This window comes from Streptomyces sp. NPDC002588, assembly GCF_040295925.1.
Classification (GTDB): domain Bacteria; phylum Actinomycetota; class Actinomycetes; order Streptomycetales; family Streptomycetaceae; genus Streptomyces.
Genome location: NZ_JBEOWF010000012.1, coordinates 86,785 through 103,867 on the forward strand (window position 1 = coordinate 86,785; position 17,083 = coordinate 103,867).

Sequence of the window (17,083 nt, forward strand, 5' to 3'; positions counted from 1 at the left end):
CGACGTCACCCGTCCACCGGCTCGGCCGCCCGGTCCCGGGCGAGCGGCCGGGCGGCGTAGGTGACGCGGACGACACCGTCGGCGTGGCGTTCCGTGTCGCCCCGTACGCCGAAGACCTCGTGCAGGACGTCCGGGGTCAGGACCTCGAGGACCGGGCCGGCCGCCACCACCGTGCCCTCGTGCAGGACGACCAGGTGGTCGCAGAGGCGGGCGGCCAGGTCGAGGTCGTGCAGGACGGCGAGGGTGGTGACGCCGGTGCCGCGGATCAGGTCCAGCAGCTCGAACCGGGCCCGGATGTCGAGGTGGTTGGTGAGTTCGTCGAGGACGAGGAGTTGCGGCCGCTGGGCCAACGCCCGTGCGAGCAGGACGCGTTGGCGTTCACCGCCGGAGAGGGTGGCGTAGTCGCGGTCCGCGAAGGGGGTCACCCCGCAGCGGGCGACCGCGTCGGCGACGGCCTCACGGTCCTCGGCGTCGTCCCGGCCCAGCAGGCGGTGGTGGGGCGTACGGCCGAGGGCGACGATCTCGGTGACGGTCAGGCCGGTGGTGGTGCCGGCGTCCTGGAGGACGGCGGCGGTGCGGCGGGCGGCGGTGCGTGCGGACAGCTCCCACACGTCGTCGCCGCCCACCCGGACCACTCCCCCGGCGGGCCGCAGGGAGCGGTAGACCGTGCGGAGCAAGGTGGACTTGCCGCTGCCGTTGGGGCCGACCAGCCCGACGATGTCCCCCTTGGCGGCCTCCAGGCTCACCTCGCGCAGGATCGGCCGGCGGTCCAGGGTGATGTGGAGCTGATCCACAGTCAGTTTCATATCGTGTCCAGGCCCTTGTTGCGGCGCAGCAGCCACAGGAAGAAGGGGGCGCCGAGCAGGGCGGTGAGGATGCCCAGCGGGAGTTCGTCGGGGCGCGTGAGGGTGCGGGAGAGCAGGTCCACGAGGACCAGGTAGACGGCGCCGAGGAGTGCCGTCAGGGGCAGGAGCCGTCGGTGGTCGGCACCCGTGGTCAGACGGACCAGGTGGGGGATCACCAGGCCGACGAAGCCCACGCCGCCCGCGACGGAGATGACCGTGCCGGTGAGCAGGGCGCTGATGACCAGCAGGACGGCCCGCAGCCGGTTCACGTCCACGCCGAGCGCGGTGGCGGACTCGTCGCCGGCCAGCAGGGCGTTGAGCCGCCGGCCGAACAGGGTGAGCAGGGCCGTACCCGTCAGGACCACCACCGTGACCGTCGGCAACTGGCTCCACTGGGCGCCGGCGACACTGCCCAGCATCCAGAACATCACGGTCCGCAGCTCGGTGGGTGTCGCCAGCAGCTGGACGAAGCTGGTCATCGACAGCAGGACGTAGCCGACGGCGACTCCGGCCAGTACCAGGCGGGTCGGGGCCAGTCGGCCGCCCCTCTGGCCCAGGACGAACACCAGCGCCCCGGCCGCCAGGGCACCCGCGAACGCCGCGCCCGAGACACCTAGTCCGCCCAGCCCGCCGAGGGCGGCACCGCCGAGTGTGATCACCAGGACCGCGCCGAGCGAGGCGCCGTGGGAGAAGCCGAGGACGACCGGGTCGGCGAGCGGGTTGGAGACCAGGGTCTGGAGTACCGCGCCGACGACGGCCAGGCCCGCGCCGACCAGTGCGGCGAGGGCGACGCGGGGGGCGCGGAAGGTCCACACGATCTGGTCCAGGGCCGGGTCTCCCGTGGCGCCCCGGCCGGTGACATGGTGCAGAAGGATCTCCCACACGTCACCGACCGGGATGTTCACCGCGCCGACGCTCACCGCCACCACCATGACCGCGACGAGCACGACCGGCAGGACGACGAGTCCCAGCCCGGTCGCAACTTGCCGGGGTGCAGCATCTCGGCGATCTTCGCCACGGCCGGGTCTTTGCCCGGGCCGAGGTGCATCGAGTCCGACAGGGCCACGTACGGGTTGTTCTTCGCGGCGGACCACTGGGGGAACTCCTTCGGCAGTGTCTTGGCGTAGGCCGCCGGGTTCGGGTCGTTGTAGCCGATGACGACGAGCGCGTCGACGTCGGTCGCGGCCACCTTCACCTCCCTCGGCGTCACTGAACGCACGCACACGGGCCACCACGAGCACGGGATTCACGAGCACGGGATTCACGAGCGCTGGGACCGCGGTGCGTCCGTCGTACTAGTGGTCGGGCGCGGAGGGGCTGGAGTTCCCGGGGCCTTCGGATCGTTCTTCGAGCAGCTCGACGAGGGTCGCCCGGGCCCGTGCCACCCGGGAACGGATCGTCCCGACGGGGCAGCCCCCGACCCGGGCGGCCTCCTCGTAGGGCAGCCCCCGCAGCTGGGTGAGGACGAACGCCTCCCGGCGCTCCACGGGCAGGGCGTCCAGCAGGTCGAGCAGGGCCACGCCCTCGTCGAAGCCGGGCAGACCGCGCGGCTGGGCCCGCTCGGCCCAGACCGCCCAGTCGTCGACGTCGGCCCGGCGTGGCCGGGCGGCGGCGTACCGCAGGTTGTCGACGACCGTGCGGCGCGCGATGGACAGCAGCCAGGTGCGGGCCGACGAGCGCCCCTCGAACCGGTGCAGGCTGCCGAGCGCCCGCAGGAACGTGTCCTGTGCGAGGTCGTCGGCGAGTTGGCGGTCGGCGGAGAGGTGCGTGACGTAGCGGACGACGTCCGGATGCAGGGCGCGCACGAAGCGGTCGACGGCGTCGGGGTCGCCGGTCCGGGCCGCGAGGGCCCAGACGGTGGCCGGGTCTGCGGGCACCGATGCCGACGTCACCGGGGACTGTTCCGCGGTGGCATGTCCCGCGCCACGTTTCTCGCGCGCCGCGGGGAGGACAGAAGTGATCACCTGATGGCCTTCTCGGGTGGGCCGGGACCGGACCGGCACGGCGCCGCGCACAACGGCGCGCATCGAGCACGCCGAACGTGGACCGCGCGCACGGTGAAGGGTCCCGGGACGGGAGGGGGACGGAGGCGTACGCCGCGCACGCCCCGCGCCCGAAGCCCCGGCGCCGACGGACTCGGCGCCGGAAAGCGGCCTCGGGAAGCCGGCTGTCTCAGACGACAGCGGTCCCGCCCGGAGGCCCCCGGGAGATGATCGTGTGGGTGAGCGTCAGCCGCGGTACCCGCGCCGAACGCTCGCGCGCGGGCCGCAGGGCGGGCCGACGCGGCGGGACGGGCAGGGCGGCGAGGGGCAGCCGCAGCGGGGCGGCCAGCCATCCGGCGACAGTCCGCAGAAGACGGAACGCGGCCCGCTCGCCGTACGCCAGCCACAGACCGGTCAGCACGGCTGCGAGCGCGTGTGCGGCGAGCATGGCGAAGGACGAGGTGGCACCGGTCGCGTGGGCCATGTGACCGACGTGCCCGGCGGTCGCCGCGTGCGCCGAGTCCATGGAGCCCATGGAGCCCATGTCCATCGCGTCCATGGGTTCCATGGACATGCCGCCCATGCCGTGTGCGACGGAACCGGCCCCCGCCGAACGGGTCAGCGAGAAGGCCGTGTGGAGGGCGCCCTGGGCGACGACCACGACGGACACCACGACCGGGAGTCCGCGCTCGCGGCCGGCCAGACTCCAGCCGGCCCCGCTCGTGACGGCGAAGGCGGCCGCCGCCGTCCACCAGGGCACGGTGTCGCCCGACATCAGGATGTGGCCGAGGGCGGCGAGCAGCACACAGACGGCCGCGAACATCGCGGCCCGTAGCGTGCGCGCGCACCAACCGACAGTCATGACGGCCTCATCCTCGTATCCGGGCTCCGCCCGTCACCAGTGGGTACGCACGCCACCCGCGCCCGCCACTCAACCCGGGACCAGTGACGGTCGTCACGTCGCGTCCCGGCCCGGCCGGACCACGACCGCGAGGGTGCGCACGGCCCCGGCGTGCTCGAAGTGCAGGGTGAAGGCGACGAGGTCACCGGCCTGCCAGTCCTTCCTCGCCGGCACGATCACGTCAAGGCCGTCCGGGGACATGGCGAGGCTCTCTCCGGCCGGTACGGCGACGGAGGCCACCGCCTGGTCGGAGGCCGCGTTGCCGCCGGTCATGACGTGTCTGCTCAGGGTCGGTGTGCCCGCCCCGGCTTCCCAGGTCTCCCCGGCTTCCCCGGAGGTCACTTCGAGCAGACGGTCCGCCGAGCCGCCGCTGTTGGTGATCCGGAAGAAGGCCGCCGTTTCCGGGGTGGCGCCGGAGGGCGCGAACACCTCGCCGTCGGTGACCCTGATCCGGGGCGGGCTGCCGGCGTTGCCGTGGGCGGTCCACGCGCTCAGCCCGCCGAGCGCGACGCCGCACGCGGCGACGGGCGCGAGCGCGGCGAGCAGGACGTCGGTGATCCGGCCGCGTACGTTCACCGGTCGTGCCTCCTGACCGCCGAGGGCGCGGGATGCCAGGCGCGCAGCCGCAGACTGTTGACGACGACCAGCACCGAGCTGACCGACATGGCCGCCGCCGCGAGCATCGGGTTGAGCAGGCCGACCATGGCCAGGGGCACGGTGACGACGTTGTAGCCGAAGGCCCACACCAGGTTGGCGCGGATCGTGCCCAGCGTGCGCCGGGCCAGCAGGACCGCGTCCGCGAGGGCCTCGATGTCGCCGCGCACGAGGGTCACGTCGGCGGCGCCGATGGCCACGTCCGTGCCGCCGCCCATGGCGATCCCGAGGTCGGCGCCCGCCAGCGCGGCCGCGTCGTTCACCCCGTCGCCGACGACCGCGACCCGGTACCCCTGTTCCTGCAACTCCCTTACGAGCGCCTCCTTGCCCTCGGGTGCGCAGCGGGCGTGCACCTCCTCGATGCCGAGCGCCTCGGCGACGGCTCGGGCGGGAGCCTCCCGGTCGCCGGTGGCGAGCACGGGCCGTACGCCGAGCCGCCGCAGCCGGTCCACCGCGCGGTGGCTGCCCGGCCGTACGACGTCCCCGATCTCGATCAGGGCCTCGGCCCTGCCGTCCACCCGGACCACCACCGGCGTACGGGCGGCGGACTCGGCGGCCGTCAGCGCCTCCGCGAGCACGGCGGGCAACTCGTCGTCCGGTGCCGCGACTTCGATCAGCCGGTCCTCGGCCCGCCCGCGCACTCCGCGCCCTGGCAGGGCGCCGAATCCGGTCACCGCCGGCAGCGGCTCCTGGCCCGACTCCCGCCGGGCGTAGGCGCAGAGGGCCTTTCCGAGCGGATGCTCGGAGCCCTGTTCCACCGCGCCGGCCAGCCGCAGCACCTCGTCCCGGCCGAGGCCGTCCGCGAGGGCGGTGACGCGGGCGACGCTCATGTGCCCGGAGGTGAGGGTGCCGGTCTTGTCGAGGACGACGGCGTCGACATGCCTCAGCCCCTCCAGTGCCTGCGGCCCGCTGACCAGGACACCCAGTTGGGCGCCGCGGCCGGTCGCGGCCATCAGCGCGGTCGGGGTCGCGAGGCCCAGCGCGCACGGACACGCCACGACGAGCACGGCCACGCACGCGGTGACCGCCGCCTGCGGATCGGCTCCGGCGCCCAGCCAGAACCCGAGCGTGGTCACCGCCAGCGCCAGCACCACGGGCACGAAGACCCCGGCCACCGAGTCGGCCAGCCGCTGCGCCCGGGCCTTGCCCGCCTGAGCGTCCGTCACCAGTCGGGTGATCCGGGCGAGTTGGGTGTCGGCGCCGACCGCGGTGGCCCGCACGAGCAGCAGTCCGCCGGAGTTGACGGCCCCGCCGACCACGGCCGAACCGGGCCCGACCTCGACCGGCTCGCTCTCGCCGGTGACGAGGGACAGGTCGACGGCCGAACTGCCCTCCACCACCTGCCCGTCGGTCGCGGCACGCTCCCCCGGTCGCACTACGAAGAGCTGCCCGACCGTCAACTCCTCGATGGGGACGAGCCGTTCGGAGCCGTCCTCGTCCCGGACGGACACCTCCTGGGCGGCGAGCCGGGCCAGCGCCCGCAGCGCCCGCCCCGTGCCGTGCCGTGCCCGCGCCTCGAGGTGCCGCCCGGTGAGCACGAACAGCGGCACGCCGACGGCCGCTTCGAGATAGATGTGCGCGACCCCGTCCGAGGCGGAGGGCACGAGCGTGAACGGCATCCGCATCCACGGGTCACCGGCGCCGCCGAGGAAGAGCGCGTACGACGACCAGGCGAAGGACGCCGCGACGCCCAGGGACACCAGCGTGTCCATGGTGGCCGCCGAGTGCCGCAGCCCTCGGCCCGCACGCGCGTGGAAGGGCCAGGCCCCCCAGACGGCGACGGGCGCGGCCAGCGCGAAGCACAGCCACTGCCAGTTGCGGAACTGCAGGGCGGGCACCATCGACAGCACGAGCACGGGAAGCGCGAGGACGGCCGTGACGACGAGCCGGTGCCGTTCCTGCCGGGCGCCCTCGGACTCACCGCCGCCGTCGTCGTCCTCGGGGTCCGGTTTCCTGGGCGGCTCCGGCAGCGCGGCCGTGTAGCCGGCCTTCTCCACGACCGCGGCGAGTTCCTCGGGGGCGATGTCCGCCGGATGGCTCACCCGGGCCCGCCCGGTGGCCAGATTGACGGTCGCCGTCACCCCGTCCAGCTTGCCGAGCTTCTTCTCGACCCGCGTCACACAGGCCGCGCAGGTCATCCCGCCGACGGTCAGATCGGTCGTGACCAGGGTGGCCCCCGGTTCGGCGCCCGTCACCCGTGCCCTCCCTGCATGTCGCCCATGCCGCCTGTGTCGTGCGTGTCGCCCGTGTCGGGGATTTCCCCGCCACCGCCGCTGTCACCGCCTCCGTCGCCGCCGGTGCTGTCGCCGTGCATTCCGGGCGCGACGGGACCCGCGGCGGCACCCACTGCGTGGGAAACGGCGAAGATCAGGGACAGGAGCAGGAGAAATCCGCAGAGGGCGTACGGGAAGGCTTGCCGGGACTCGTCGATCACGACTCGGTAGTCGGGGTGGCGGCGAGCCGGGTTCCCGGGGCGTCGTGTGGTGCGCGTCACGGCAAGGGCCCTGGACCTCAGGGGACGTAGGCGGCCAGGGCGGCCGTCCCGTCGTCGCAGGTGACGTCCACCCCGCGCGCGCCGGTCACCGCGACCGACGCGGGATGCGTCCCGTCGACGAGCAGGTCCGCCATCCCCACCCCGGGCCGGGCGGTCAGCTGCCGCGGCCAGGACAGGACGGCCGGCGGCTCCTCGGGGGCGGACACCCGCAACTCGCGCAGGGGGACCCGCAGACCCACGCCGAGCGCCTTGAGCACGGCCTCCTTCCGCGTCCAGACACGCAGGAAGGCGGCCTGCCGCCCGGCGGAGGGGCGGGCGTACAGGGCAGTGAGTTCGGGGGCGGCGAGGGCGGTCCGGGCGGCGGCGTCCACGTCCAGGGGGGCGTCTGCCTCCTCCAGGTCGAGGCCCACCTCCGCGCCCCGGCAGACGGCGACGCCGACGAGTCCGCCGCTGTGGGTCACCGAGAAGGCGTACGGCGAGGGGACGGCGAGACGGGGCTTGCCGTGCGGACCGCCGCAGTGCGGGCACTCGCGCCGCAGCGGCACGTCCGCCGGGGGCACGTCGAGACGTTCTCCCAGGCGGAGCCGGCTGAGGGCGCAGCCGAGGAGGAAGCGGTCCCGGGTGGCGGGGTCGACGATCGTGTCGTGACGGCGCCGCTCCACCGCGTCCAGCAAAGGCAGCAGGCCCTCGTGGGCGGCGCCGAGACGCGCCCACGAGACCCGCACGGAAAGCACGACGCGATACGCGGGGAACTAGTGCACGGCGCGCAGCATGCGCGTCACGTTGATCTTCGTGGGGGAAAGGCCGAGTTCCACGCTCTGCATCATGCGCTCGCCGTTCAGCCGGCCATAGGCGAGCAGGTCCACGTTGGCCAGGCTGAATTCCGGCCAGGTGTGAATGCTCAGGTGCGAGGCGGAAAGCAGGAGAATGGCGGTGACAGCACCGTTCGGGAAAACGTGCGAAGCCTCACCGAGAACCGTGGCGTTTCCCTTTTCGGCGGCCGTGCGCAGCACCTGGAGGAGGCGCTCCTCGTCGGTCAGGATGCTGTGGTCGCTCACCCACACGTCAACGGCATAAGAGCACAGATCGTCGACGTTTATACCCTCGGTGGCGAGGCTGGCGGAGTTGGTCATGGGGAACCGGGGGTGACGAACCGCCGCCCCCGTCTCCTTTCACATAGATATGCGCTGGTCCGCGCGGCCGAAGAGGAAGTTCGCGAGGCCGGTAAGCGGCACCCGGAGGTGCCCAGCGTAGCATCCGGGGCGCTCTACGGCTCGCGAGCACAGTACGTCAAGGAGGCCGGGGGACATCGGGCATATTCATCTGACACCCCCCTGGGATTGCCTGGCCGGGCCTTCCCGTAAATCCGCCCGGAGAACACCGGATAAATCCCATTCCGGTATTGGATTCACGCATTCGAATTCCGCTCGCCACTCCTAGTCCGATGACCCGCTCACCAGCCCGTATACTCGATGGTCCCGTAATCCGTCAGTAGCTTGCATGGAGCAGCATTGTGACGAACCCGCGTCGGCACCCTCGGAGCACCACCGCCGATTCCGTGCTCAGCGAAGTCGCGGACGCCGTCCGGCTGCAGGAGGGCCCGCCCGGAGTCCGGTCCGTCCTGCGCGCCCTGCGCCGCCTGGCCCCCGCCTCCACCAAGGAACTCAGCCGCGCCACCGGACTGCCGGTCCCGATCGTGGCCGCGCTGGGCAACGAGCTGCGCCGCCGGGGTCTCGTCACCGAGCAGCGCCCGTCCCGGCTGACCGAGGCCGGGCAGGATCTCGTCGCCCGGCTCGGCATGGACCTCTCCCTCGACGCCACCTGCCGCACCTGCGACGGCCGTGAGCTGGTGATCCCCGACGTGCTGGCCGAGGCCGTACCACGGCTGCGGGCGCTGATGGAGTCGGGTCCCGCCGCCGACATGGCGATCGACCAGTCGCACTGCACGGCGGAGACCAAGGTGCGCCGGGTGCTTGCGCTGCTCACGGCGGGCGCGCTGCCGGGCGGCTCGCTCCTGCTGATCGGCGACGACGACCTGGTCTCGCTCGCCGTCGCCGTGGTGGGCGACGTCCTCGGCGGGCCGATCGTCGAGCGGGTCACCGTCGTGGACATCTCCGACGAGATCCTGGACTACGTCCAGAAGGTCGCGGGAGGCCTCGGCACCCGCGTCGAGACCGTCCGGCACGACCTGCGCCACCCGCTGCCGAAGGAACTGCACGGACGGCACGACGTGGCGATGACCGACCCGCCGTACACCCCGGAGGGGGCGCGGCTCTTCCTCTCCCGCGCGGTGGAGGGGCTGCGGCCCGGCCCCGCGCACAGCGTGTTCTTCTCCTTCGGCGGCAAGAGCCCCGACGAGATGCTGGAGGTCCAGCGGGAGATCATGGCGCTCGGCCTGGTCACCAACGGCTACATCCGCAACTTCAACGAGTACGAGGGCAGCGGCATCCTCGGCGGTGTCGGCTTCTTCCAGCACCTCCTCACCACCAGCTCGACCGCCTCCGCGCAGGGCGACTACAGCGGTCCCCTCTACACCGGCGACAAACGGACCCGGCAGCGCGAGTACACGTGCGCGGCCTGCGGCAGGACCGTCCCGGTCGGCCCCGGCGCCCGCTGGACCTCGGTCGCCGCCCTGCGCGCCGACGGCTGCCCCCACTGCGGCAAGGGCCCCTTCCGCCCGGGCCGCCTGATCACGGTCGAGCCCGCCCCTGCCCCGGCCCCGGCCCCGGCGACCGTCGGGTCCGGGGAGACGGCCCCCGCGCCCACCCCCGTCCCCGCTCCCACCGGCCGCACCATCGGCTGGCACCCCCCGGCCCCCGAGGTCCGCGCCGCCCTCGAACAGCGGGCCCGCCCCTACGCCATCCGGCAGGCCGACGAGCGCGACCTGCCCGCCATCGGGGCGTTCGAGGCCGAGATCGCCCGGGTCTCCTTCGGCGAGGACGCGATCGACGACCCGGCCCGCTGGGCGGCACGCCTCGGCAAGGCCATGGAGAAGTCCAGGGAAGGCATGATCGTCGCGGACCGGCCGGGCGGGGAACCCGTCGGCTGGTGCTGGGTGAGCATCAACCAGAACGCGATGACCGGCGACCGGTACGCCAACTTCCGCTCCCTGGCGGTCGCCCCGCTGGACAACCGCGGTGACGTCGCCGAGCTGCTGCTCACCGCGGGCCTGGAGTTCTGCGTGGCGAACGGCATCACGGAGGTCGTCGGCCGTGTCCACGTCGGCAACGTCCCGATGCGCACGGTCTACCGCAAGTTCGGCTTCGACCCCACCAGCCTGTCGATGAAGCTGTTCCTCCCCGAGGAGGGCGGCGAGCGATGACCGGCTTCGCGCCCGACCGGGTCAAGTGCGTCGTCTGGGACCTCGACGGCACCCTCTGGGACGACATCGCCGTCGAGTCCGCCACCGGCGAACTGCCCGTTCCCCGACCCGAGATGCTGGCCGCGATCGACCGGCTGGCCGCCCACGGCGTGCTCAGCAGCATCGCCAGCCGCAGCGCGCCCGCCGTGCTCGACCGGCTGGCGGCCGACCGCCCCGAGGTGCGCGAGCGCTTCCTCGCCCCGCAGGTGTCCTGGCAGGACAAGAGCGAGTCGCTGCGCAGGATCGCGAAGGATCTCGGGATCGCCGTGGACGCGCTGGTCCTGGTCGACGACTCGCCCTACGAGCGCGCCGAGGTCGAGGCCCTGCTGCCCGGCGTCCGCACCCTCGCCCCCGAGGACGTGCCCGCGCTGTCGGCCGCGTTCGAGGGCCGGGAGGTCACCCCCGAGTCACGCGAACGGGTGGGCCGCTACCGCACCGAGGAGACCCGCCGCGCCGAGAGCGAGCGCTTCCAGGGCACCCGGGAGGAGTTCCTGCGCTGGTGCGCGATGCGGCTCACGGTCGGCGCGGCCACCCCCGACGAGGCGCCCCGCGCGCTGGAGCTCGCCGCCCGCACCCACCGCCTCAACTCCTCCGGCCTCACCCCGGAGCGGCTGCGTGAGCTGGCCGCTGCGGACGGCCACGAGCTGTTCACCGCCCGCATGGCCGACCGCTTCGGGTCGTACGGCGTCATCGGCACCGCCCTCGTCGACCGCACCGCGCCCGCCGTGTGGTCCGTCCCCCTGCTCGCCCTGTCCTGCCGGGTCGCCGGCCGGGGCGCCGCGGCCGGCTTCCTGTTCTGGCTGATGGCACGGGCCCGGGAGGCCGGCGCCGAGGAGTTCCGGGTGACCCTGCGCCCCACGGACGCCAACCTGGAGATGCGCATCCTGCTCCGCCAGGCGGGCCTGCGCCGCACCGACGACACCACCGCCACCGCCGCCGCGCCCGACTCGGCGGAACTCGCCAGGTCCCTCGACGGCACCCTGCCGACCCCGCCACCCCATCTCCGGGTGACCGACCGAAAGGACGCCGACGCGTGACGGCCGCCCACGACCACGCCACGGTGGACCGGGACATCCGCTCGATGCTCGCCGAGGCCGCCCGCCTGGACCCGGTGTTCATCGCCCGGCTCCCCTCCGACACCGAGCTGTTCGGCCCGGAGATCGCCCTGACCTCGCTGGCGGGGGTGACCCTGCTGGGCGCCATCGACACCCGGTTCGGGGTGGACGTCGCCGCGCTCGACCTGAGCCTGGACAGTCTGCAGTCGATCGCCACACTGACCGAGTTCGTCACGACGCATGTCCAGTCGCACTAGCCACCCAGGGTGATCCGTACGGACGTGCCGTGACCCGGCCTGGGCGGCGGCGTTGAACGGGGAGTGCGGTGGCGCCCCCTGCCGCCGCGCGAACCGAATCCCTTAAGGAGAACGTGATGTCTCGCATCGCGAAGGTGGCCGCTGTTGCCCTCGGCACCAGCGCCGTGGTGGTCAGCGGAGCCGGCCTGGCCATGGCGGACGCTGGTGCGCAGAGCGCGGCCGTGGGTTCGCCGGGTGTTCTGTCGGGCAACGCGGTCCAGGTCCCGATCCACATCCCGGTCAACCTGTGCGGCAACACGGTCAACCTGACCGGCGCGCTGAACCCGGCCTTCGGCAACACCTGCGCCAACGTCAGCAACCACGGCGTGGACCGTGGCGACAAGCACGAGCACGAGCGTGAGCACGAGCGCGGGCACGGCTACGGCGGCTGACCAGCAGTACCGAGAGAGCCCCGGCACCTCGAGCGCCGGGGCTCTCCCCTGTCACGGACCCTGTCCGCAGCCGGTCACGCGTACCGGTAGATCCCGGACATGTCCTCCAACTGGTTCGGTGTCACGTCCCACGGCGGCAGCTTCTCGTGGCGGGCGACGACCCGGCGGTACTGCCGGCTGCCCGCCGCCGGCGGCTCGGCGGGCAGATAGCGGTGCTTGCGGTGACGCGCCTGCCAGCGGGTCCACACCAGGTCGATGAAGGCGTGGTGCAGCCAGAACACGGGGTCGTTGACGGACGCGCCGCCCAGCATCTCCCCGCCGACCCACCGGTGCACGCGGTTGTGGTTGCGCCAGGCGACGCTGCCCCGCCCGGTCCCCCAGCCCTCGAGTTTGTTGCGGAAGCCCACGGTGACCGTGGAGTCCCAGGGCGAGCTGTCGTAGACCGGGTCCTGCAGCGCCCACTCCAGTTCGCTCCTGGTGGGCAGCTCGATGGGGCTCGCGGCACGGCCGAGGTCCCGGGTGAGGAACGTGCCGTCCGTGATGTTCTCCTTGAGCGTCCAGTTGCCGGTGGCGTAGGCGAACGGCCCCGTCGTCACCTGGCGGTCGGAGGGCCGCCCGTTGCCGCCGAGGAGGTCCTTGGTCCAGGGCGCCGCGGTCGCGCTGCGGTCGCGCGTCCAGTCCCAGTAGGGCACGGTCACCGAGGAGTCGACGCGGCGCAGCGCCTTCTCCAGTTCCAGCAGGAACTGGCGGTGCCAGGCCAGGAAGGAGGGCGCCATGTGGGCCGTCCGCAGACCGCCCTCGCCGTCGGAGACGTAGTGGTCGATGTGCGTCCGCACGAACTCGTCGTACTCTCCGCGCCGTTTGATCTCCAGCAGCGCCTTCACGAACCGCCGCCGCTCGTTGGCGGTCAGCTTGCTGACGTTCTTACGCGTATAGACCATGCCCGCCCCCCAGGTGGTGGCCGTGGTCCGGGCCGGTCTCGCGCAGCTTCTCCCCCGGCCCCAGCTCGTCGACGGCCGCGCGGGCCGCCTCCAGCGGGGTGTCGTACGAGCGGTAGTGGTCGACCATGCTCAGCCAGGTGCCGTCGGCGCGGCGCATCAGGTGCAGCGGGCGGCCGTCGACCGTGACCTGCCAGTGGGCGCCGCCGCCGACGGCGGCGCGGGCGGACGGGGCGAGGACGCCCTGGATGTGCCGGCCCCGGTACATCTCGTCGAATCCGATGCCCGGCAGGTCCCCCTCCGGGTCGGGCGGCCAGGAGGCGGCGACGACCGGGACGAGCGCGAGGCCGGCGGCGGTGCCGAACAGCCCGCGCAGCAGATCCCGCCGGCTCCGGGATCTCGCCGGTCCCGTCTTCCCTTCCGGTGCGGATACGGGTACGGGTACCGCGTCGACGTCGACGACCATGGTGTGCTCCTTGTGCGGGGCGCTGTCTGCCGGGCGTTGTGCCGGGGTGATGCGCCGGGACGGGTAGTCCTCAGCGATAACCGTCCGGCGGCCCGCGGGGTCACCGCGAAGCACACGGACGGGCCCGGACAGCGGCGTCCGGGCCCGTTGTTCTCCTCCCACCGCGCGCGGCAAGGGCGTTTGCCGCCCTAGAGGCCCTGTCCCAGGCCGAGGTCCGCGCCCGGCGCGGTCTGCAGCACCGGGGTGAGCACGCCGGCCTGCGGCGGCTTCAGGTCCGGCAGGCCGAAGTTGTCGGGGTTGGGCGCGGTGAGCGGGGCGTCCAGGGCCACGCCGGGGCCGAGTGTGCGCAGGTCGGAGGCGGGGGCGTCGAGGCCGACGTGGTTGAAGCCGTTGCCGAGGGTCTCCGGCACGGGGGCGCGGACACCGGCGCCGGGCAGTCCGCCGCTGACGGGGAGCTGCGGGACGGCCCGTTCCGGGATCAGGCGGCCCTCGGCATAGCGCGGGCCCTCGGGCGCGCCGGGCGTCGGCAGGGGGATCTCGCCGCCGATCCGGGGCAGTTCCACGTCGAGGGACTTCTCGACGCCGTCCAGGGGGACCGGGACGGGGACCGTGCCGACGGCGGCGGCGGGAGTCACGGCGGTGGCCGAGGCCGCTGCGGCCGCCACACAGGTCAGCACTGCGGCCAGGGTTCCTCGGGTGGTCGGCTTCATCTCGGGTACGGGCCCTTTCGGAAGGAGTACGGAGGAGTTCGGGGGCTGTGCGTCCGTACCGGGTAACGAGCCGGGAAAAGGCATCAGTTCACAATTCCCCCGACTGCCGTAGTCGGCCTACGAAAGGACCTGTCAGCTTGTCCAGAAATCCCACCAGCGGGTCAGGACCAGCATGCCGACGACGCCGATGTGCAGCACCGGCACGACCCAGGTGAACTCCGCGAAGAACGTCCGCAGCGCGGCCGGCGCCGGCAGGAACCCGTTGCCCACGTCGAAGGAGAGGACGTACCAGAACAGCGGGATCGTGGCGATCCACGCCAGGCAGCACCACAGGCACAGCGCGTTGATCCGGTACAGGGACTCGAACTGCAGCCAGGTCACGAAGCCGACGCCGAAGACACAGCCGGCGGTGAAGGTGAGCCAGTACCAGCGGGGGAAGGCGGCGCCGGCCAGCAGGCCGACACCGACGCACACGACGACGCCGTAGGCCACCAGACCCAGCATCGGGTTGGGGAACCCGAACGCCGAGGCCTGGTCGCTCTTCATGACGCTGCCGCAGGACACCACCGGGTTGAGGCTGCAGCCCGGGGTGAAGTCCGGGTCCTCCAGCAGCTTGAACTTGTCGAGGGTGATGACCCAGGAGGCCAGCAGCCCGGCCGCGCCGGTGAGGACGAGCAGCAGGGCGAAGGCGCGGCTGCCGCCCGCTGCCCTCGGCACGGGTCTCAGCCGCGCAGGCTGCGGGCGGGCAGGACGATGTGGGCCGCCGCGCGGAGAGTGTCGTCGGCGCCCGCGAACTCGGCCAGCGCCTCGGGCTCGATGGGCCGGCCGGGGACGACCTCGGGCCACGGGCGGGTGGTGAAGACGAGGTAGGCGTAGCCGCGCTGGGCGACCGCAGCGAGCCACTCCGGCGTCGGCACGCACTGGGCGTTGTGGGTCGGCATGTGCAGCACCGCCGCGCCGGACTCGACGAGCAGGGTGACCGGCAGGCTGGGCCGTTGGGTGCCGTCGACGAGGTCGCCGCCGACGGGCAGGCCGTTGTCGGTGAGCAGCCGCTCGATGGCGGCGGCGGTCGTCTCGGCGTCGCCGTCCGCCGCGTCGCCGAGGGAGCAGGCCAGCAGGTAGGGCATGTCTCTGCCGTCGGGAGCCTCGCCGCTCCACGGCACCACGACGAGGGTGCCCAGGTCGGCCGCACGGAAGGGACGGGTTGCGCTTGGGGTTGAGGTCACCGCGCGACCCTATCGGCGCACCGGCGGCCGCCCGGACCCGTACTCACCCGACCGGAGGACGCCACGCGGCCGCTCCACACGAACGAGGGACCCCGCCGTCCTACGGCACGTCGCACCGGCGCCGAGGGCCGGTCCCGTACGGTACGGGGCCGGCCCTCCGGAAGCGGGGCCTCAGCTCTGCAGGGGCAGCCCGCCGAGGAGCGGGTTGTGGGCGTTGAGCGCACCGGTCGCGCCCTTGACGGTGCTGAGCACGGAGTCCTTGTTCTCGCTGTCGAGCGCGTTCGACTGGTGCTGCAGCGGCATCACGTCCTTCACCGTGACACCACCCCGGGTGATCGAGTCCACGGCGCCGTTGAGGCTGGTGGGCGTGAGGTCGGCGGGGGCGGCGAACGCGGGCGCGGCGGCGCCGGCGAGGACCATGGACCCGGCAACGACAACGGCAGCCTTGAGGGACTTCATCGGGGTTCCTTTCGAGGGGATTTTCGACACGAATTCCGGGGGGAATTCTGACGCCGTGTACAACGATTCCCGTCGGATCCGGAAACCCCGTGCGCCGAAAGTGCGTCGCGGAAAGTGCGTGCACAGAGAGACTCCGCACCCCGGATTCGAACCCAGGGTGCGGAATCGGTAAAACCGTCAGGGCGCCGGAAGCAGGTTCCCGGTCGGCCCCACCGGTGTCCAGAGCGGGAGCGACGGCGTGGACACCGACGGTTCGGGAGCCGACACCGGCTGGTCGGCCAGGCTCGGCAGCGGCAGGCCGGCGGCGTCCAGCGCGGCGGCGAGCAGGGCGGCCAGGCCGGTCACCACGCCGGTGGCGGCCGGCAGGACCTGGTCGGCGTCACCGGAGGTGACGGCCGCGAGCAGTGCGGCCACCTGCACCTCCAGGGCGGCGAGCGCGTCGTCCACCGGGTCGGCGGCGGCCTTCCTGTCGGCGGGCGGCGCGGAGTCCGCCGCCGTGATCTTTGCGGTGGCCGCGTCGATCGCGTCGGACAGCTGTTTCGCCCGGTCGGCGGTGATCCGGCCGTCGTCGGCCTCGAGGGCGGTGGTGACGAGATCGGTGACCGGTTCGAGCACGGCTCCCGGACCGCCCAGGTTCTCGGCCCGGGCGAGCAGCGCGTCCGCGCCGGGGACGGGCGCACCGGCCGCCGCGGCGCCGCGCTCGTGAGCCGCGCCGGCCGCGACGGCGGTGGGTGCGGCGAACCCGAGGACGAGGGGGACGACAGTGGCGCAGACAGCGGTGGAAGCGATTCGCCGTACGGGCAGACCACGCATGGGGGTTCCTTTCGATGTGCGTCGGATCCTGACCCCACCGTGAAAGCAGTGATCACACTCCGCAACAGAGCGAACGCCTTACGTGAGCCATTCGCGGAGGTGCCCGCACAGCCGAACGGCCGCCCTCCTGGCAGGAGGGCGGCCGTTCGGCGAAGACGTGACGAAGAGGTGTCGTGACGTCAGTCGTTGACGCAGGTGTTGCCGAACGCCGGGTTCAGCAGACCGGGCGCGTCGATCGTGTTGCCGCAGATGTTCACCGGCACGTGGACGGGAATCTGCAGGACGTTGCCCGACAGCAATCCCGGGGAGTGCTCGGCGACACCGTTCGCGCCGCTGTCGGCGGCGGCGATGCCGGAAGCGCCGGCGACGGCCGCGGCGGCAACGGAGGTCAGGACCAGGCCCTTCGCGATACGCGACATGGAGAGGTGCTCCTTGGATCTTCGACACAAACACTGGGCGGGGATGCCCGGCGCTGTGTCAACGCGCGACGC

General features: G+C 73.1%; 21 protein-coding genes and 1 pseudogene. 4 read left to right on the plus strand and 18 right to left on the minus strand.

Translation table 11 applies throughout. The features are described 5' to 3' along the window. Window positions 1-5: 5 nt before the first annotated feature. The 10 genes and pseudogenes from ABT057_RS15880 to ABT057_RS15925 form a co-directional block, all read right to left on the minus strand. Window positions 6-806 (minus strand): ABC transporter ATP-binding protein, encoded by an 801-nt coding sequence (locus ABT057_RS15880; protein WP_352343545.1) that lies wholly within the window; start codon window positions 804-806, stop codon window positions 6-8. Next, window positions 803-1,777 (minus strand): FecCD family ABC transporter permease, encoded by a 975-nt coding sequence (locus ABT057_RS15885; protein ID WP_352343700.1) that lies wholly within the window; start codon window positions 1,775-1,777, stop codon window positions 803-805. Before ABT057_RS15885 ends, ABT057_RS15880 begins: the two co-directional genes overlap by 4 nt. Then, a pseudogene (locus ABT057_RS15890) lies at window positions 1,762-2,037 on the minus strand (hypothetical protein); the annotation flags it as partial. The pseudogene ABT057_RS15890 and the gene ABT057_RS15885, both read right to left, overlap by 16 nt. Window positions 2,038-2,140: 103 nt before the next feature. Then, the gene (locus tag ABT057_RS15895; protein ID WP_352343547.1) at window positions 2,141-2,809 is read right to left on the minus strand and encodes a sigma-70 family RNA polymerase sigma factor; all 669 of its coding nucleotides are present in this window, start codon (window positions 2,807-2,809) and stop codon (window positions 2,141-2,143) included. 208 nt (window positions 2,810-3,017) lie between these two features. Continuing rightward, on the minus strand, window positions 3,018-3,689 hold the full coding sequence (locus tag ABT057_RS15900) for a hypothetical protein (protein ID WP_352343548.1): 672 nt from the start codon (window positions 3,687-3,689) through the stop codon (window positions 3,018-3,020). A 93-nt stretch (window positions 3,690-3,782) separates the two neighbouring features. Next, entirely contained in the window at window positions 3,783-4,304 is a 522-nt protein-coding gene (locus ABT057_RS15905; protein ID WP_352343550.1) for a copper chaperone PCu(A)C, read from the minus strand. Beyond that, entirely contained in the window at window positions 4,301-6,577 is a 2,277-nt protein-coding gene (locus ABT057_RS15910) for a heavy metal translocating P-type ATPase (RefSeq protein WP_352343551.1), read from the minus strand. Before ABT057_RS15910 ends, ABT057_RS15905 begins: the two co-directional genes overlap by 4 nt. After that, a complete protein-coding gene (locus ABT057_RS15915; protein WP_352343702.1) occupies window positions 6,574-6,816 on the minus strand; it encodes a hypothetical protein in 243 nt (80 codons plus the stop codon). Before ABT057_RS15915 ends, ABT057_RS15910 begins: the two co-directional genes overlap by 4 nt. Window positions 6,817-6,893: 77 nt before the next feature. Beyond that, window positions 6,894-7,601 (minus strand): 4'-phosphopantetheinyl transferase family protein, encoded by a 708-nt coding sequence (locus ABT057_RS15920; RefSeq protein WP_352343552.1) that lies wholly within the window; start codon window positions 7,599-7,601, stop codon window positions 6,894-6,896. Between the two features lie 27 nt (window positions 7,602-7,628). Next, window positions 7,629-8,009, minus strand: coding sequence for an S-adenosylmethionine decarboxylase family protein (locus tag ABT057_RS15925; RefSeq protein ID WP_352343553.1), 381 nt, complete (start codon window positions 8,007-8,009; stop codon window positions 7,629-7,631). Window positions 8,010-8,434: 425 nt separating this feature from the next. On the opposite strand from ABT057_RS15925, the gene ABT057_RS15930 reads away from it, so the two are divergent. From ABT057_RS15930 to ABT057_RS15945, 4 genes are all read left to right on the plus strand, one after another. After that, the gene (locus ABT057_RS15930) at window positions 8,435-10,198 is read left to right on the plus strand and encodes a GNAT family N-acetyltransferase (RefSeq protein ID WP_352343555.1); all 1,764 of its coding nucleotides are present in this window, start codon (window positions 8,435-8,437) and stop codon (window positions 10,196-10,198) included. Then, window positions 10,195-11,274 (plus strand): HAD-IIIC family phosphatase, encoded by a 1,080-nt coding sequence (locus ABT057_RS15935; RefSeq protein ID WP_352343556.1) that lies wholly within the window; start codon window positions 10,195-10,197, stop codon window positions 11,272-11,274. Before ABT057_RS15930 ends, ABT057_RS15935 begins: the two co-directional genes overlap by 4 nt. Further along, a complete protein-coding gene (locus tag ABT057_RS15940; RefSeq protein ID WP_352343557.1) occupies window positions 11,271-11,549 on the plus strand; it encodes a phosphopantetheine-binding protein in 279 nt (92 codons plus the stop codon). The genes ABT057_RS15935 and ABT057_RS15940 overlap by 4 nt, the downstream gene beginning before the upstream one ends. Window positions 11,550-11,665: 116 nt before the next feature. Next, complete coding sequence (locus ABT057_RS15945) at window positions 11,666-11,980, plus strand: chaplin (RefSeq protein WP_352343558.1); 315 nt, start codon at window positions 11,666-11,668, stop codon at window positions 11,978-11,980. A 74-nt stretch (window positions 11,981-12,054) separates the two neighbouring features. Here the strand turns inward: ABT057_RS15945 and ABT057_RS15950 are convergent, their stop codons facing one another. The 8 genes from ABT057_RS15950 to ABT057_RS15985 all read right to left on the minus strand — a co-directional run bounded on the left by ABT057_RS15950 (window position 12,055) and on the right by ABT057_RS15985 (window position 17,011). Beyond that, window positions 12,055-12,921, minus strand: coding sequence for a tyrosinase family protein (locus tag ABT057_RS15950; RefSeq protein WP_352343559.1), 867 nt, complete (start codon window positions 12,919-12,921; stop codon window positions 12,055-12,057). Continuing rightward, a complete protein-coding gene (locus ABT057_RS15955) occupies window positions 12,905-13,384 on the minus strand; it encodes a tyrosinase cofactor (protein ID WP_352343560.1) in 480 nt (159 codons plus the stop codon). Before ABT057_RS15955 ends, ABT057_RS15950 begins: the two co-directional genes overlap by 17 nt. Before the next feature lie 188 nt (window positions 13,385-13,572). After that, complete coding sequence (locus ABT057_RS15960) at window positions 13,573-14,094, minus strand: hypothetical protein (protein WP_352343561.1); 522 nt, start codon at window positions 14,092-14,094, stop codon at window positions 13,573-13,575. Window positions 14,095-14,226: 132 nt separating this feature from the next. Further along, window positions 14,227-14,811, minus strand: a complete 585-nt coding sequence (locus ABT057_RS15965; RefSeq protein ID WP_352343563.1) for a vitamin K epoxide reductase family protein — start codon at window positions 14,809-14,811, stop codon at window positions 14,227-14,229. A gap of 5 nt (window positions 14,812-14,816) precedes the next feature. Then, window positions 14,817-15,320, minus strand: a complete 504-nt coding sequence (locus tag ABT057_RS15970; RefSeq protein WP_352343564.1) for a DUF5949 family protein — start codon at window positions 15,318-15,320, stop codon at window positions 14,817-14,819. Between the two features lie 171 nt (window positions 15,321-15,491). Then, on the minus strand, window positions 15,492-15,779 hold the full coding sequence (locus ABT057_RS15975; protein WP_352343566.1) for a hypothetical protein: 288 nt from the start codon (window positions 15,777-15,779) through the stop codon (window positions 15,492-15,494). A 177-nt stretch (window positions 15,780-15,956) separates the two neighbouring features. Then, complete coding sequence (locus ABT057_RS15980; protein ID WP_352343567.1) at window positions 15,957-16,592, minus strand: hypothetical protein; 636 nt, start codon at window positions 16,590-16,592, stop codon at window positions 15,957-15,959. A gap of 179 nt (window positions 16,593-16,771) precedes the next feature. Beyond that, on the minus strand, window positions 16,772-17,011 hold the full coding sequence (locus ABT057_RS15985) for a chaplin (RefSeq protein WP_352343569.1): 240 nt from the start codon (window positions 17,009-17,011) through the stop codon (window positions 16,772-16,774). Window positions 17,012-17,083: the final 72 nt, after the last annotated feature.